This window comes from Pseudarthrobacter sp. NPDC058329 (assembly GCF_042879835.1).
Classification (GTDB): Bacteria; Actinomycetota; Actinomycetes; order Actinomycetales; family Micrococcaceae; genus Arthrobacter.
On the sequence record NZ_JBHVZR010000010.1, the window covers coordinates 116,294 to 131,685 of the forward strand.

At 65.4% G+C, this 15,392-nt stretch carries 13 protein-coding genes, 1 pseudogene and 1 riboswitch; of the genes and pseudogenes, 9 read left to right on the forward strand and 5 right to left on the reverse strand.

Translation table 11 applies throughout. The features are described from left to right. Positions 1–31: 31 nt before the first annotated feature. Both ACFVYC_RS14210 and ACFVYC_RS14215 read right to left on the reverse strand, forming a co-directional pair. Positions 32–853: a M23 family metallopeptidase gene (locus tag ACFVYC_RS14210; RefSeq protein WP_387551213.1), complete on the reverse strand. Its 822-nt coding sequence runs from the start codon at positions 851–853 to the stop codon at positions 32–34. A 10-nt stretch (positions 854–863) separates the two neighbouring features. Next, a riboswitch (cyclic di-AMP (ydaO/yuaA leader) is annotated at positions 864–1,107 on the reverse strand. Between the two features lie 117 nt (positions 1,108–1,224). Next, positions 1,225–1,920 carry a metal-dependent transcriptional regulator gene (locus tag ACFVYC_RS14215; protein WP_387551095.1) on the reverse strand — a complete coding sequence of 232 codons (696 nt, stop codon included), beginning with the start codon at positions 1,918–1,920 and terminating at the stop codon, positions 1,225–1,227. Between the two features lie 278 nt (positions 1,921–2,198). Here ACFVYC_RS14215 and serC point away from each other — a divergent pair, with 278 nt between their 5' ends. Then, complete coding sequence (serC, locus tag ACFVYC_RS14220) at positions 2,199–3,329, forward strand: phosphoserine transaminase (protein WP_387551098.1); 1,131 nt, start codon at positions 2,199–2,201, stop codon at positions 3,327–3,329. Positions 3,330–3,634: 305 nt separating this feature from the next. Here the strand turns inward: serC and ACFVYC_RS14225 are convergent. Both ACFVYC_RS14225 and ACFVYC_RS14230 read right to left on the reverse strand, forming a co-directional pair. Further along, a pseudogene (locus tag ACFVYC_RS14225) lies at positions 3,635–4,165 on the reverse strand (DUF3027 domain-containing protein); the annotation flags it as partial. A 198-nt stretch (positions 4,166–4,363) separates the two neighbouring features. Further along, positions 4,364–4,747 carry a cold-shock protein gene (locus ACFVYC_RS14230; RefSeq protein WP_013599963.1) on the reverse strand — a complete coding sequence of 128 codons (384 nt, stop codon included), beginning with the start codon at positions 4,745–4,747 and terminating at the stop codon, positions 4,364–4,366. 219 nt (positions 4,748–4,966) lie between these two features. On the opposite strand from ACFVYC_RS14230, the gene ACFVYC_RS14235 reads away from it, so the two are divergent. The 7 genes from ACFVYC_RS14235 to ACFVYC_RS14265 all read left to right on the forward strand — a co-directional run bounded on the left by ACFVYC_RS14235 (position 4,967) and on the right by ACFVYC_RS14265 (position 12,632). Continuing rightward, entirely contained in the window at positions 4,967–5,200 is a 234-nt protein-coding gene (locus ACFVYC_RS14235; RefSeq protein ID WP_387551101.1) for a hypothetical protein, read from the forward strand. A 10-nt stretch (positions 5,201–5,210) separates the two neighbouring features. Further along, a complete protein-coding gene (locus ACFVYC_RS14240) occupies positions 5,211–7,697 on the forward strand; it encodes a helicase-associated domain-containing protein (protein WP_387551104.1) in 2,487 nt (828 codons plus the stop codon). Positions 7,698–7,710: 13 nt separating this feature from the next. Then, positions 7,711–9,357, forward strand: a complete 1,647-nt coding sequence (locus ACFVYC_RS14245; RefSeq protein WP_387551107.1) for a DNA repair helicase XPB — start codon at positions 7,711–7,713, stop codon at positions 9,355–9,357. Between the two features lie 63 nt (positions 9,358–9,420). After that, positions 9,421–9,921, forward strand: coding sequence for a DUF427 domain-containing protein (locus ACFVYC_RS14250; RefSeq protein ID WP_387551110.1), 501 nt, complete (start codon positions 9,421–9,423; stop codon positions 9,919–9,921). A gap of 75 nt (positions 9,922–9,996) precedes the next feature. After that, positions 9,997–10,707, forward strand: a complete 711-nt coding sequence (locus tag ACFVYC_RS14255) for a response regulator transcription factor (RefSeq protein ID WP_163165678.1) — start codon at positions 9,997–9,999, stop codon at positions 10,705–10,707. A gap of 2 nt (positions 10,708–10,709) precedes the next feature. Next, entirely contained in the window at positions 10,710–12,236 is a 1,527-nt protein-coding gene (locus ACFVYC_RS14260; protein ID WP_387551113.1) for a sensor histidine kinase, read from the forward strand. Between the two features lie 108 nt (positions 12,237–12,344). After that, the gene (locus ACFVYC_RS14265; RefSeq protein WP_387551115.1) at positions 12,345–12,632 is read left to right on the forward strand and encodes a WXG100 family type VII secretion target; all 288 of its coding nucleotides are present in this window, start codon (positions 12,345–12,347) and stop codon (positions 12,630–12,632) included. A gap of 18 nt (positions 12,633–12,650) precedes the next feature. Here the strand turns inward: ACFVYC_RS14265 and ACFVYC_RS14270 are convergent, their stop codons facing one another. Continuing rightward, complete coding sequence (locus ACFVYC_RS14270; protein ID WP_387551118.1) at positions 12,651–13,796, reverse strand: RNase H family protein; 1,146 nt, start codon at positions 13,794–13,796, stop codon at positions 12,651–12,653. Between the two features lie 271 nt (positions 13,797–14,067). Between ACFVYC_RS14270 and ACFVYC_RS14275 the strand changes: the two genes are divergently transcribed. Beyond that, positions 14,068–15,378 (forward strand): ABC transporter substrate-binding protein, encoded by a 1,311-nt coding sequence (locus ACFVYC_RS14275; RefSeq protein WP_387551120.1) that lies wholly within the window; start codon positions 14,068–14,070, stop codon positions 15,376–15,378. The last annotated feature ends 14 nt before the right edge of the window (positions 15,379–15,392 follow it).

Genomic DNA, 15,392 nt, shown 5'->3' on the forward strand with positions numbered 1-15,392 from the left:
AACATCATTTGATAGCTCACCGTCACTTGACTCAGAGCCAGCCGGTCGGGTCAACGACTTCGCCGTTGACCTGGACCTCGAAGTGCAGATGGCAGCCCGTGGAGGCTCCTGTGGTGCCGCTGAGGGCCACAACATCCCCGCGGGATACCGTTTGCCCCTCCTTCACGCTGAAGGACGAGAGGTGGTTGTACGTGGTTTCCAGGCCATTGCCGTGGTCCACCACCACCCGGTTGCCGCCACCGTACTGGTGCCAGCCAACGAAAGTAACGGTTCCGGTAGCCGCAGCCAGAACCGAGGTGCCGCATTGGGCAACGTAGTCCTGTCCGCGGTGGAAGTCACCGGAGCCACCCGTGATCGGGCTGACGCGGTAGCCGAACGGCGAGGCAGTGCTCATTGCAGCGAGCGGGGCACCGAGGCTTCCGGCGGAAGCGGCGCGGGTGATGGCGCCTGCGGACTGGGCGCTGAGCAGCTGCTTCAGCTTCCCGTCCGGGTCCGCCTGCGTGACCACAGCAGAACGGCTGAAGTCGATCTGGGCTTCCGCTTCCGCGGAAACCTGGGGCTGCGGGGCAACAGAGGACGCTGCAACAGGAGAGGATCCTGAGGCGTCGGTGGCCATCACGGGACTGGTCGCCGGTACGGTCACGGTGAGCACCAGTCCGGTGGCGGCCAAGGCGACGCCGGCCTTCTGGCCGATCCCGCTGGCAGCAGCAAACTCTGTGATCTGGCGGAAGGGACCACGACGCCGGCGCGCATCACGGTGCGGATCGCGGGGGCGTTCCGAGGTGATGACTTCGACAACGCGCGGTGTCGAAGCAGGGACCGCCGCGCGGCGGCGTCCCCTGGGATTCTGCATGGTCAAGAAGGGTTCCTCTCTGGAAAGCCTGCGAAGTTAGCTGTCGGATTCGGGTCAGAGAGTTCAAAGACCCGGTCCGCCGTAAGCAAGCTTCGGCACAGAGATATCCCCGGAGGAATCCTTCACTGGAAGAGGCTTGCTGCTGACGGACTTCACCCCAAGGCAGTCCCCCGGCTGCCGTGTGTGGTTCCCCCGCCTCTGCCAGTTACGACTCGTGCTCCCGATCCGCTGGCAGAGCTCGGCTCCAGATCAGGTAACGCTTTAATATCAACGCTTCGGTTCAACTATAGAGGCTTAAGGCCCAAAGTAACAATTCCGTTATCTTTGCGTAGCCCAGCTCACATGGGGTAGGGAAGCGGACATCAGGCTCTCTAGCGGATTGCTACGAACACGTGCGCGGCCACCTCGGGGGGCAGTTCAAGCGCTCCTTCGATACCCGGAACCCGGACGGAGATGTAGTCGCCCACCCGCTCCAGCGACACAGCAGCCCCTGGCCGGATGCCGCCCTCGTCCAGCTGCGAGAGCAGTTCAGGCTCCACCTGGATAGGCTCGGCAAGCCGGCTGACAGTTACAGCGGAGGCAGGACCATAGGACTTCATCGCTTCCAGGAGGCTGATCGCTCCATCCGCGAAGCCAAGGGAGGGCCCGCCACCCAAGGCAGCCAACCCGGGAATCGGGTTCCCGTACGGAGACTCGGTGGGGTGGTTCAGCAACTCGTAGATGCGCCGTTCCACCCGCTCGCTCATCACATGTTCCCAGCGGCAGGCTTCATCGTGGACGTAGGCCCAGTCCAGCCCGATAACGTCGGCGAGGAGCCGTTCAGCCAGGCGGTGCTTGCGCATCACTTCCGTGGCGCGCTTCCGGCCGGTCTCCGTAAGCTCCAGGTGGCGGTCACCCGACACCACCACCAGGCCGTCCCGCTCCATTCTGCCGATGGTCTGGGAAACGGTCGGCCCGGAGTGCCGCAGCCGTTCGGCAATGCGCGCCCGAAGGGCAACAATGTTCTCTTCCTCGAGCTCCAGAATGGTCCGAAGGTACATCTCCGTAGTATCGATCAGATCCGTCATCCAGCTCAGCTCCTCGAGCGCAGTACCTTGCGTTGTCCCACCGTACCGCCTTCAACGCGGCGTAGTCCGTGGAAAAGCTTAGCCTATTTTGACTTTGTCCAAATAGTTGAAGATGGCGGTGGGAGCGTCTCATTGGATGGACTATGACGGTTCCGGTTCCCGCTGAAACAGCCCAACAGGGCAGAATAAGGGAGGCCCTGGTTGCAGCCGTCACCGGCTGCCGGCCACCAACACCCGTCCGGACCAAAAGCCGTGTCCATGCCGAAATTGGAGCACCTGTGAGCGAAACCAGCATCACGATCCCCGCCGACCTTCTGCCCAAGGATGGACGGTTCGGCGCCGGGCCGTCGAAGGTCAGGCCGGAGCAGATCGATGCGCTGTCCGCGGCGTCCAGGAACATCCTGGGCACGTCGCATCGGCAGGCCCCGGTCAAGAACCTCGTTGGCTCCGTCCGCGAGGGCCTCAGCCAGTTCTTCCGCGCTCCCGAAGGGTACGAAGTTGTACTCGGCGTCGGCGGCTCCACGGCGTTCTGGGATATTGCAAGCTTCGGCCTTGTGGAGAAGAAGGCACAGCACCTGTCCTTCGGCGAGTTCGGCTCGAAGTTCGCCGCGGCAACCAACAAGGCGCCCTTCCTGGATTCCTCTTCCATCATCAAGTCTGACCCCGGCACACGCCCGGCGGCCCAGGCCGAAGCAGGCGTGGACGTCTACGCCTGGCCGCAAAACGAGACCAGCACCGGCGTTGCAGCCCCCGTGCAGCGCGTTGCCGGGGCCGACGAGGGCGCACTGGTGCTCGTCGACGCCACGTCCGCGGCAGGCGGACTGGACGTGGACGTTGCCCAGAGCGATGTCTACTATTTCGCCCCGCAGAAAAACTTTGCCTCCGACGGCGGGCTTTGGCTTGGCCTCTTCTCCCCTGCCGCCCTGGAACGCGCAGCGCGGATCAAGTCCAGCGACCGTTGGATTCCGGATTTCCTGGATCTGCAGACGGCCATTGACAACTCACGCCTGAACCAGACGTACAACACCCCGTCGCTGTCCACGCTGGTTACCCTGGACGTCCAGGTGCAGTGGTTGAACTCCAACGGCGGCCTCGGCTTCGCTTCCGCCCGCACGGCAGATTCTGCCGGCCGTATCTACAGCTGGGCGGACGCCTCGGACTACGCCACTCCGTTCGTCACCAACCCGGACGAGCGCTCAAACGTCATCGCCACCATCGACTTCGATGAGACCGTGGATGCCGCAGTGGTGGCCAAGGTCCTGCGCGCCAATGGCATCGTGGACACCGAGCCGTACCGCAAGCTCGGCCGCAACCAGCTGCGCATTGCAACGTTCGTGGCCATCGAGCCCGCAGACGTTTCCGCCCTCCTGGCCAGCATCGATTACGTGGTGGGCGAACTGCGCAAGTGATGCAGCTGCGCAAGCAGCCCGCTGACGCAACGCATCAGCATTAACGCACGACGGCGCCGCCCGGGTCCTGCCCGGTCGGCGCCGTTGGTGCTTCGCAGCCCAGTCCGTGCCCTGGCACGGCTCCGTGCCAGGGGCTGTTCCGTGCCTTAGTTTGTTGCGTCCTGCGCTGTGCGCTGTTCCGGTACGACTCCGGCGTCCGCAGCCCCGGCTTCGCGGTTCGGGTCTGCACCCTGCTCCGCTTCCCCGACCTGGTCTTGCCCGTCCTGGTCCTCTCCGTCCAGCACGCCGACGGCCTCCCGTGCCGCAGCATCCCCGTCCGCGGGCTCAGCGGCACCAGCGTGCGCCATGTCGGCCTGGTCCGTACCGGCATAGGGCTCCTCTGCCTGTGGTGCGCCGGGTTCCAGTGGGCCGACCTCAGGCTCACCGGCGTGGTGGCCGCCGGTTTCCAGGTCCGCTTCCTGCTCATCCTCGGGCCTGACCCGTTCCGCCCACGGAACCCATTCCGGGGCGAGGATGGAGTCTTCGGACGGCAAGAGGCCGAGCTCGTTGATTGTGACCACCTTGGACCGCGAATTCCGGGTCACCACGGCGAACCACTGCCAGCCTGCGTAGCCGGGCAGCCTGCATTCAAAGAGGTGCGTTACCAGGCGGTCGCCTTCGCTCTTTGCTGCCAGGTGCCGCCCGATGTCGGATGCCGCGGTGATGCCTGCAATGGCCGTCCGTGCCGTGTCCACGGCGGCAGCGAGGAAGGCGTCCGGCTTGCCGGTCCGCCAGACAGGCACTCCGGCCCGGCGCTTGGCCGTTTTACCCGCCCCAGCCGCCGGGGCGGCAACAATACCGGCGGCACGGCCCGTTGTGGCACCTGCCTGCAGCGCCACCAGGTCCACCGAAGCCGGGTCCACCGACACCGGTTCCACCAACTCGATTTCCAGTGCTTCCGGCGACGCCAACCCGGGGTCCACGGACGCCGTGCTTGTTGGCTCCAGGTCCACTGGCTGCGGGTCCTGCTGATCAGCTTGCGGGTTCATGAGGGCCTAAACGTCCAGCTCGTCGGCAACCTTACGCAGGGCGGCGGCGATGGCCTTGCCCTTATTGCCTTCCGGGTATTTGCCTTTGGAAAGGGTTCCGGACAGGTTGTCCAGGACGGTCACGAGGTCCTGCACCAGCGGTGCGAGGTCCTTGGCGCTGGGCCGCTTGGCCTTGGCAATGGACGGCGTTTTGTCCAGCACGCGCAGGCCCAATGCCTGGGCTCCCTTGCGGCCGTCGGCCACACCGAACTCGACACGGGTGCCGGCCTTCAGCTCTGTTACGCCCTCGGGCAGCGACGATTTGGGCAGGAAGACTTCCTGGCCGTCTTCGCCCGCGAGGAATCCGAAGCCTTTTTCCTTGTCATACCACTTGACCTTGCCGGTAGGCACGTAATCAACCTTCTTCGTTCTGACGTCTTGAGACACGGCCCGCCGTCACCGCATCCGCATTGCTGTGCGGGTTCAGGGTATGACGGCCGGAGACCGTGTTGGTCTGTATCCCCCAAGGTTATCCTGCCCGGTGCCGTAATCCCGCTTCCGAAGGCTCTCCGCAACGGCAACCGCGCACCCTTGGCGGAGCTGTCAGACCGGGCTGTTAGCGTTACGTTCATGACACCCTCGCGTTACCGGCGTCCCCTGACGATCCTCGCCGCAGTTATAGCCGTGCTTTCACTGGTGGCGGTGGCAGCCGTCATGGCATTCGCCTTCGCTGGTTCCGTGGCCCCGGCCTGGGTCACGTACACCGCACTGTATGGCCTGCCGCTGGCGTTCCTGCTGATGCTGTTCCTTGTCCTGGACAACGTTGCCGGCCGCCGCCGGGCAGGAAAACCGGGCGGACGGTAACGTTGGACTGATGTCCCTCATTCGCGCGCTCAGCAAGGATCTGGAGGCCCGCAGCGACGACTCGTTGCGGGCGCTGTTCGACGCGCGGCCGGACCTCATCTCCCCCGCAGTACCGGACTTCGCCGCCCTCGCTGCCCGGGCCAGCGGGCGCGTCAGCGTCCAGCGCGCGCTGGAGCGCCTCAACCGGCCCCAAATGCAGGTGCTGGAAACCCTCCATCTGTGCACTAACACGGACACCGAGCACAGCGCCTCCGCCGCAGGATTGCGCAAGCTGATATCGGGTTCCACCATTGCCGCCGTGGAACGGATCCTGGCCTCGCTCCAGGAATTGGCCCTGGTCCACCGTGCCGAACCCCCGCACGGAGCAACGGTCACCGGCAACCGGCAGCGGTACTATCTCCCCGTTGGCAGCCTTAAGGACGTCGTGGGGATCTACCCCGCCGGGCTTGGCCGCAGCTACACGGAGCTGGTGCGCCTCCAGCCGGCCTTCGCGCAGCGGGCGGTCCACCTCGTTTCCGAGCTTCACCGAAGCGGAGCAGCCATCCACGGGGCCACAACACCCATGGAGGCAGCGCTTGCCCTGCAGCACTGGACGTCCTCGCCCGAAGCCCTCCAGGAGATCCTGGCCGCGGCTCCGGAACGGACCACCGCCTTGCTCGCCCGGTTCCGGAACTGGGCCATGGGGGCCGTCCCCCAGGCGCAACGCAAGGCGTCCGTCACCACCGAGGGGTCCGACGTCGGGCCCATCGATTGGCTCCTGGCCCGGGGCCTGCTGGTGCCTTTGGACGCCGCCCATGTGGAACTGCCGCACAGCGTAGGGCTCTCGCTGCGCGGCGGTGCCATCATCAACGACTTCCACCTTTCGCCGCCGGTACCGGAGCTCGGCCGGACCAGCGCCGCTTTGCGGCGGAACGCGGCCCTGGGTGCCATCAGTGAGACTTTGCGGCTGGTGGGCGAAGTACTTCATGGCGTGCGGGAACAGCCCCTGGCCACCCTGCGCAGCGGCGGCGTGGGCGTCCGTGAGATGAGGCGGCTGGCTGAGCTTCTCCGGATCGACCAGCCCCGCGCCGGGCTTCTCCTGGAGCTCTGCGGCCTGGCGGGGCTGATCCGCCTGGACGTCGATTCGTCCTCGTGGGTCCAGCCGCCGGAACTTGAATGGCTCGTGCTGCCGCGGCAGGAACAATGGCTCTGGCTGGTCAACGCCTGGCTGGCCAGCGAGCGCGTGCCGTCACTGGTGGGGCAGCCGATCAATGGAACTCCGGGAGCAACTGCGCACCGCGCGGCTTCCGGGAGCACCATCATCGCGTTGTCGGCCGAGGCCCAGCGGCCGGACGCCCCCGTGGTGCGCAAACGGATCCTGGAGATCCTGAACGAACTCACGTGTGAGGCAGCCGCCCCGGACGGAACAGCGCCGGTCCTGGACGCCGCAGCGGTGCTCCAGCGCGCCGAGTGGGTCCAGCCCCGCATGGCGCGGCGCTTCAGCTCCCTGATCCGCGGAGTCCTGGCCGAAGCCGAGATACTCGGACTGCTGGGCTCGGGAGCCCTGAGCCAGCTCGGAAGTGCCATCGCGGACGACGAACCGGACGCCGCCCTCTCCATCCTGGGCGAGCACCTGCCCGCGGAGTTGAACCACGTGCTGCTCCAGGCCGACCTCACCGCCGTGGCACCCGGATATCTTGCCCCGGCGCTGACCGAAAAGCTGCTGCTGATGGCCGACGCCGAAGGCCAGGGGCCGGCCACCATCTACCGGTTCTCACCCGGCTCGATCCGCCGGGCGCTGGACGCCGGCCACGACGCCCCCGCCGTCCTGGAGTTCCTGCGGGAGCACTCGGCCACCGCTGTACCCCAGCCCCTGCAGTACCTGGTGGAGGATACGGCCGCCCGGCACGGCCGGCTGCGGGTGGGCACAGCGGCCAGCTTTGTCCAGAGCGAGGATGAAGCCTCACTCCTGGAGCTGCTGTCCGGACCCAAGACGGAGACGCTGGGCCTGGTACGGATTGCCCCCACAGTCCTCATCTCGTCCGCGCCGCCGCGTGAAACAGCGCAGGTCCTCCGGAGCCTGGGACTCTCCCCCTCCATTGACGATTCAGAGCAGCCGGTGCTCCGGCTGCGCCGCGCTCCTGCGCCGCATACCCCGTCCCGGCCCGTGTACACGGCCCCGCGGACAGCCCCACCGGCGGTAGAAGTCCAAGCCCAACTTGACGTGCTGCGGCACCGTCCTGCCGCCGTCGGGAATCATCACGGCCCGGAGGGAGACCCTACTGGGGAAGCAGCCACGCAGCTTGGACTGGAGGCCCTGCAGCGGGCCATCAGGCTCAAGCAGCGCATCAGTATGAACGTGGTGGACGGCATGGGGAATGCCAACCTGGAAATTGTTGTTCCCCTCTCAGTGAGCGGCGGACGGGTGCGGGTCTTTGACCCCGCAAAGGACACCGAACGGGTGTTGTCCATCCACCGCATTATTGATATTGAGGCCGCAGAGGAACTGCGCCAGTGAAGGACGCCCCCGCGTGAACGACGGACCCCTGATAGTCCAGAGCGATAAAACCATCCTCCTCGAGGTGGACCACGAGCTCGCAACCGAAGCCCGGCATGCCATCGCGCCGTTCGCAGAGCTGGAACGGGCCCCCGAGCACGTCCACAGTTACCGGCTCACCCCGTTGGGCCTGTGGAATGCCCGCGCGGCCGGACTGGATGCCGAAAGGGTCCTTGACACCCTGTTGAAGTATTCGCGGTTCCCGGTGCCGCATTCGCTGCTCATCGACGTCGAGGAGACCATGTCGAGGTACGGCCGGCTGCGCCTGGAAAAGGACACGCAGCACGGACTGGTCATGCGGACTGATGACTATCCGGTCCTGGAGGAAGTGATCCGCTCCAAGAAGATTCAGCCGCTGCTCGGGCCCCGCATCGATGGCGAAACCGTAGTGGTGCACGCGTCCCAGCGCGGACAGCTCAAGCAGCTCCTGCTCAAGATCGGGTGGCCGGCGGAGGACCTGGCCGGCTACGTGGACGGCACCCCGCACCTGATTGCGCTCAATGAGGACGGCTGGAAACTGCGGCCGTACCAGAAAATGGCCAGCGACAACTTCTGGGCCGGAGGCAGCGGGGTTGTGGTGCTGCCCTGCGGTGCGGGCAAAACGCTGGTTGGCGCAGCGGCCATGGCAACCGGCTCCACCACCACCCTGATCCTGGTCACCAACACCGTGGCCGCCCGGCAATGGAAGGACGAGCTGCTCAGGCGCACGTCCCTCACCGAGGACGAGATCGGCGAATATTCGGGGGCGGTGAAGGAAGTCCGGCCGGTGACCATTGCCACGTACCAGGTACTCACCATGAAGCGCGGCGGCCTCTATCCGCATCTTGAACTGGTGGACGGACACGACTGGGGTCTCATCATTTATGACGAGGTCCATCTGCTGCCCGCCCCGATCTTCCGGATGACCGCGGACCTGCAGGCCAGGCGCCGTCTTGGCCTCACGGCTACCCTGGTGCGGGAAGACGGCCGAGAGGGCGAGGTGTTCAGCCTGATAGGACCCAAACGCTACGACGCGCCCTGGAAGGACATTGAGTCGCAGGGCTACATCGCCCCGGCGGACTGCATCGAGGTGCGCGTGGACCTGCCGCGGGACGAACGCTCGGCCTATGCCATGGCCGATGATGCAGACAAGTACCGGCTTTGCGCCACCTCCGAGTCCAAAACGCGGGTGGTGGAGCAGCTCGTCACCCGGCACGCCGGGGAGCAACTGCTGGTCATCGGCCAGTACATCGACCAGCTGGATGACCTCGGGGAGCGATTGAAGGCACCGGTCATCAAGGGGGACACGTCCGTGAAGGTGCGCCAGAAGCTTTTTGATGCCTTCCGCGCGGGTGGGATCCAGACGCTCGTGGTTTCCAAGGTGGCCAACTTTTCCATCGACCTCCCGGAAGCCTCGGTGGCCATCCAGGTTTCCGGTTCCTTCGGTTCGAGGCAGGAGGAGGCGCAGCGGCTGGGCAGGCTCCTGCGGCCCAAGAAGGACGGCCGGTCAGCCCGGTTCTACTCCCTGGTGGCACGTGACACCCTGGACCAGGACTTCGCCGCCAAGCGCCAGCGGTTCCTCGCGGAGCAGGGCTACGCCTACCGCATTATGGATGCGAAGGACGTGGAAACGGCCGAGTAGCACCGTGCCCTCCGTGACGCCCTGTCCAGTGCGGACCAGACGGATGGGGCGCACACTGGAGGCATGCATTCTGAAAGAAGGCCCGCCATTCCCCTGCCGGGTCAGGAATCCGTGTGGGACTATCCCCGGCCGCCACGGATAGAGCCCAACACGGAACGGATCCGGATCTATTTGGGCGGCGAGCTGATCCTGGACACCACCGACTCGCTCCGGGTTCTGGAGACGAGCCACCCGCCGGCCTACTACCTGCCCCGGTCAGAGTTCCGCCCAGGTGCACTGGAGCCCGCTCCCGGGAGCAGCTTCTGCGAGTTCAAAGGCCCAGCGAAGTACCTCACCGTCCGCGGCGGCGGAGAGGTCAGGGAAAAGGCAGCATGGTTCTACCCCAACCCGGTCGCCGCATACGCTGCACTGCTGGACCGCGTTGCGGTCTACCCGGGCAGGATGGATTACTGCGAGGTCGAGGGTGAGCGGGTGCGCCCCCAGGCCGGAGGCTACTACGGGGGCTGGATCACCGGGCGCGTGACGGGCCCCTTCAAAGGCGGACCCGGCTCGCTTGGTTGGTAGAAACAACTGTGCCCCTACACCTTGCTCACAAGAAGCACCCAGACAACTCCCAGTGTCTGGGAGCATGATGGGAATATGAACAAGAACGGCCCTGAAGCGAAGCTCCTGGTGGTGGATGACGAACCCAACATCCGGGAGTTGCTCTCCACGTCCCTCCGCTTTGCCGGATTCGACGTCGTCTCCGCCGCAAACGGACGCGATGCCCTTGCTGCTGCCGACCTGCACGCCCCGGACCTCGCCGTCCTGGACGTGATGCTCCCGGACATGGACGGGTTCACCGTCACCCGCCGCCTCAGGGCCTCGGGCAAGCACTTCCCAGTTCTGTTCCTGACAGCCAAGGATGACACGGAGGACAAGGTCACGGGCCTCACCGTCGGCGGGGACGATTACGTCACCAAACCCTTCAGCCTCGATGAGGTGGTCGCCAGGATCCGGGCCGTGCTGCGCCGGACGCAGCCCCTGCTCGACGACGACGCCGTTATCCGCGTCGACGATCTCGAACTGGACGACGACGCCCATGAAGTGCGGCGCGGCGGCACTGTCATCGAGCTGTCGCCCACGGAGTTCAAGCTCCTCCGCTACCTCATGCTCAACCCCAACCGGGTGCTGTCAAAGTCGCAGATCCTGGACCACGTCTGGGAGTACAACTTCAACGGTGATGCCTCCATCGTGGAGTCGTACATCTCCTACCTGCGCCGAAAAGTGGACATTGACCCTGCAGCTCCGGCCCTTATCCAGACCAAGCGCGGCGTGGGGTACGTGCTCCGGACGGCAGAAAAGCGCTGACCTTGCTGCAGCGGTGGAAATCGGCCTCACTCAGGTCACAGCTGGTGGCCATGATCATGGCACTGCTTATTGTTGCCCTTACGGCCACAGGGGCGGGCACGCTGGCCCTGCTTCACAGCTACCTGCAGGACCAGGTGGACCAAAAGCTGTACGCAGCAGTTGAGCTGGCGGGCAGGCAGCGGTCCTTCTCGCCGCTGCAGGCACCCACGGTACCCACCGATTATTCGCTGATTCTGTTTGTGCCCGGCGAAGAGCCTTTTCCGTTCGGGGCTGAACCGGACAGCGGGCCGGAAATCAGTTCCATGACGGTGGAGCAGGCCCAGGCGCGGGGCAAGGAGCCCTACCAGGTGCGCGGCACCGACGGCGAGAACTGGCGCGTGATAGCCGTGACGATCCAAAACAACCAGACCACAGCGGTGGTGGTCATCGGCCTGCCGCTGGAGAGCGTCGACGACGTCCTGGAGCACGCCACCCTTGTTGTCCTCGGAGTGGGCCTGCTGACGCTGCTGCTGGCGTCACTGATCGCCAGCTGGACTGTTTCGCGTGCCTTCCGGCCGCTTGCGCGGGTGGAAAAGACCGCCGCAGCCATTGCCGCCGGGGACCTGTCCCGCCGCGTGGACGTGGAAAATCCCGGCACCGAGCTGGGCCGGCTCAGCAGCTCACTGAACGCCATGCTCGCCCACATCGAAACAGCTTTCTCCGCCCGCACGGCCTCGGAGGCGAGGATGCGCCGGTTCGCGGCCGATGCCTCCCACGAACTGCGTACCCCGCTGGTGACGATCCGGGGCTTCTCGGAGCTGTACCGGCATGGGGCGTTGGCCACGAACGAGGACGTGGCCACTGCCATGGGAAGGATCGAAAGCGAAGCCAAGCGCATGGGCTCCATGGTGGAGGACCTGCTGCTGCTGGCCCGCCTTGATGAACAGCGCCCGCTGCAGCAAAAGCCGGTTGACCTTCAGTTGATCGCCCATGACGCGGTGGTTGATACCCAGGCCAGCGCCCGGTCCCGGGTGATCTCTCTCGTGGGGCTCGACGGCGGCCCGGCAGCTCCTGCACCCGTGCTGGGTGACGAAGCGAAACTTCGCCAGGTGGTGGGCAACCTGGTAGGCAACGCCTTGCGCTACACCCCTGAGGGCAGCCCGATTGAGCTGGCGGTTGGCGTCCGCGCCGTGGACGGCGGGCAACTGCGCTCAGTCATCGAAGTCCGCGACCACGGGCCCGGCATCTCCGAGGAGGACGCGTCCAAGGTCTTCGAGCGCTTTTACCGGGCCGATACGTCCCGTACGCGTGAGACGGGGGGCAGCGGGCTGGGGCTCGCCATTGTGGCCGCCATCGTCGGTTCTCACAGCGGCTCCGTCCGGGTAGAAACCACCGCCGGCGGTGGTGCTACCCTCGTGGTCACCCTCCCGAACCGCGAGGACGCACCGGAGAACGGGTCCGCGGACGCCGGAGTGGAGAGCCTAGGCTCATTTCCCAAGCCTGCCGGCCACGCCGCCCGGGGCAGCGACGGACGGGTTATCCACATATAGCCTCCCTGTCATGGCACGGTTCGCACCCGCCTCCGTAGGCTCGTCAACGTGGCCCGGAGAGTCCGGGTGCGGGAGCAAACGCTGCCCGTTCCAGCGAAAGGCACTGCCATGAGCATCATTTCCGTCGACACCGAACTGCTCCAGCTCAAGTCCGCCAACGTCCAGGCAACAGTGGACCGGATCAGCGCCGACGTCCAGGCCATGAAGCGGGGGCTGGACGAGCTTCAGGGCAGTTGGCGGGGCTCTGCAGCCACCAACTTCCAGGCACTTATCACGGAGTGGACCATCACTCAGGGCAGGGTGGAGGCTTCACTGGCTTCGATCAACATGGCGCTCTCATCGGCCGCGGCCACGTACGCGCAGGCTGAGCAGGGAAACACCCAGAGGTTTAGCTGACCCGCTGCCTGCCGGGGCCTAGGCTTCGGGGGTGCCCTGATGGAACCGCAGCCGCCAACGTCCGCCGTCCAGCACCCACAGTGAGCTTCTGAGGGTTGTACCGGAACGCGCGTAGCTTCGGTACGTCAGCAGGACGGCGCCGGGGCCGATGCGGTCGGCGCCGAGGATCTCGATGTCGGTCCGCTCGCCCGGGTCTTCTTCGAGCGCCATCATCATGGCGTCCCGTGTCCAGACCCTGCCCGAGCTGCCGATCTCCAGGAAGTCAGGGTGCAGCAGGACAGCCGTCCTGCCGATATCGCCGCGCACCAAGGGGCCGAGCAGTTCCCGCTCCAGCTCTTCCACCAGCGCTTCGGGCGCGGCTGTTCCCGCCCGGCCTGCTCCGGCCAGTTCAAAGGCACCGTCCAGCTGGGTAAAGTCCAGCTGGGTAAATCCTCCTTGAGCGATATCCTCTTGCGCGAGGTCCTCTTGCCTGAGGTCCTCTTGCGAGAGGTCCTGCTGGGCGGACTCCTTCTGGGCGGACTCCTTCCCGGCAACGCCCTGCCCGGCAACACTTTGCCGGCCAACGTCCTGCTGCGTTATGACCTGCTGGCTGAACAGGTCAAGCTCGCCGGGGGCGGCTGCTGGCGTAGCTCCGGCAGGGGCTTTCCCGGCTGCCGGGTTTCCGGAAGCCGGGGCTCCGGAAGCCGATGCGTGGTGGGCGCCTGGGAAACCCGGTCCCGACCGGGCCGCAACCCCCTGCTGGTAGGCGGTCGCGGCGGCCCGGGCCCGCTCATCGGCGGCTTCGTTCAGGTCATGCCCGGCGTGCCCCTTGACCCACTCGAACCTGTACTTCCGCCCGGCGAGCTCCCGGTCCAGCTCCTTGAGCAGATCGACGTTCAGCACCGGCTTGCCGTCCGCCTTCCGCCAGCCCTTCCGCTTCCATCCCGGCATCCATTTGGTGATCGAGTTGATGACGTACTGGCTGTCGCAGAGGATGTGCAGGTCCTCGTGGCGAAGGTGTGCGGTGGCCCGCAGCAGATCCAGGACGGCCATGAGTTCGCCCTGGTTGTTGGTGCCGTGGGGCCAGCCGCCGGCACGCCAGCAATCGTCATTCACGTACCAGGCCCAGCCGGCCGGGCCAGGGTTTCCCAAAGCCGAACCGTCGGCCGCTGCAGTAATCGTCACCGGTCCATCCTGCCAGAAGCGGACGACAATGCGGTGATACCTGCACAGGGCAGCACCGCAGAATGGCACAGTCCAGGGGATCGTGTGCATGTGCGGGAAGCCTCCCGCAACAACCCGGAAAGCGTTTACCGATACCTCTTGACGCGGGTGCTGGAGCCCGGGCACAATCGGATGTCATACTAGAAAACGTTTTCTCACTTATTCCCCCTAGTGACGATGCCGCCGGGAAAGCTCCAGGAAGCGGATTCAACAGAACAAGGAAGGCACATCAATGACGATTCCAACTGTTAGCCGGAGAAGGTTCCAACTCGGCGCAGCAGCCGTTGCCCTCTCACTGCTCGCAACCGGATGTGGCACCTCCGCCAGTTCGAACAGCAACGAGGAAGTGACTCTCCGGTTTGCCTGGTGGGGCAACGAGTACCTCAATGCCCAGACTGCGAAGGCCATCGAGGCCTTCGAAGCAGAGCATCCGAATATCAACATTGAATCCGAACCCGGCGAATGGGCCAGCTACTGGGACAAGCTGGCCACGAAGACAGCGGCCAATGACGCCCCTGACGTCATCCAAATGGACCAGAAGTACATTGCCGAATACGGCGGACGCGGTGCCTTGCTGGACCTGTCCAGGCAGGACGGCATTGATACATCAAAGCTGGACAAGGAAGCCTTGGCATCAGGCCAGTATGACGGCGCCCAGTACGGCCTGAGCACCGGCCAGAACGCTTACGTCATCATGGCGAACACCCAGGTCTTTGAGGCCGCCAACGTGCCCCTGCCGGACGACAGCAAGTGGACCTGGGACGAGTTCATGGAGACTGCGTCAAAGATCAGCGCCGCGGGAGACGGCAAGAACTACGGCGCAGCCTACGGCAGCAACGAAGCGGACCTGATCATCTGGCTGCGGCAGCATGGCGAGGACCTTTACTCCCAGGACGGCAAGCTGGACTTCGAAACCTCAACCGCTGCCTCCTTCTGGGAACGCCTGAAGGAACAGCGTGATTCGAAAGCCAGCCCGCCGGCGACGGTCGCCACCGAAGACTCCGGTGCCGGGCTTGAAGAAAGCCTCTTCGGCACCAACAGAGTGGGCATGGCATGGTGGTGGACCAACCAGCTCGGCTCCTTGGAGGCGACCACCGGCAGCAGCATCAAAATGCTCCGGGCGCCCAGCACCGGCGGCTCCGCGGCAGGCAACGGCATGTACTACAAGCCCACCATGTTCTGGTCGGCTTCTTCACGTTCCAAGGATCCTGAAGCAGCGGCCACGTTTATCAACTACCTGACCAACAGCCCGGAGGCCGGAGCCATCCTGATGACCGACCGGGGCGTGCCCACCAACCCGGAGATCGTTGACAGCATTACGCCCTCCCTCAAGCCTGCCGACACCACCGTGGTCAATTACCTGAAGGCCATTGCCCCCGACATGAAGGACGCACCACCCGTTCCCCCGGTGGGCGCGGGCAGCGTGCAGAACGTCATCAAGCGGTACACCGACGAAGTCCTCTACGACCGCCTCACCCCGCAAGCCGCTGCTGAAGCATTCAAGAAGGAAGTGGAAGGGATGCTCGCCAGCGCCAGGAAGTAGGGGCACCCTGGCGT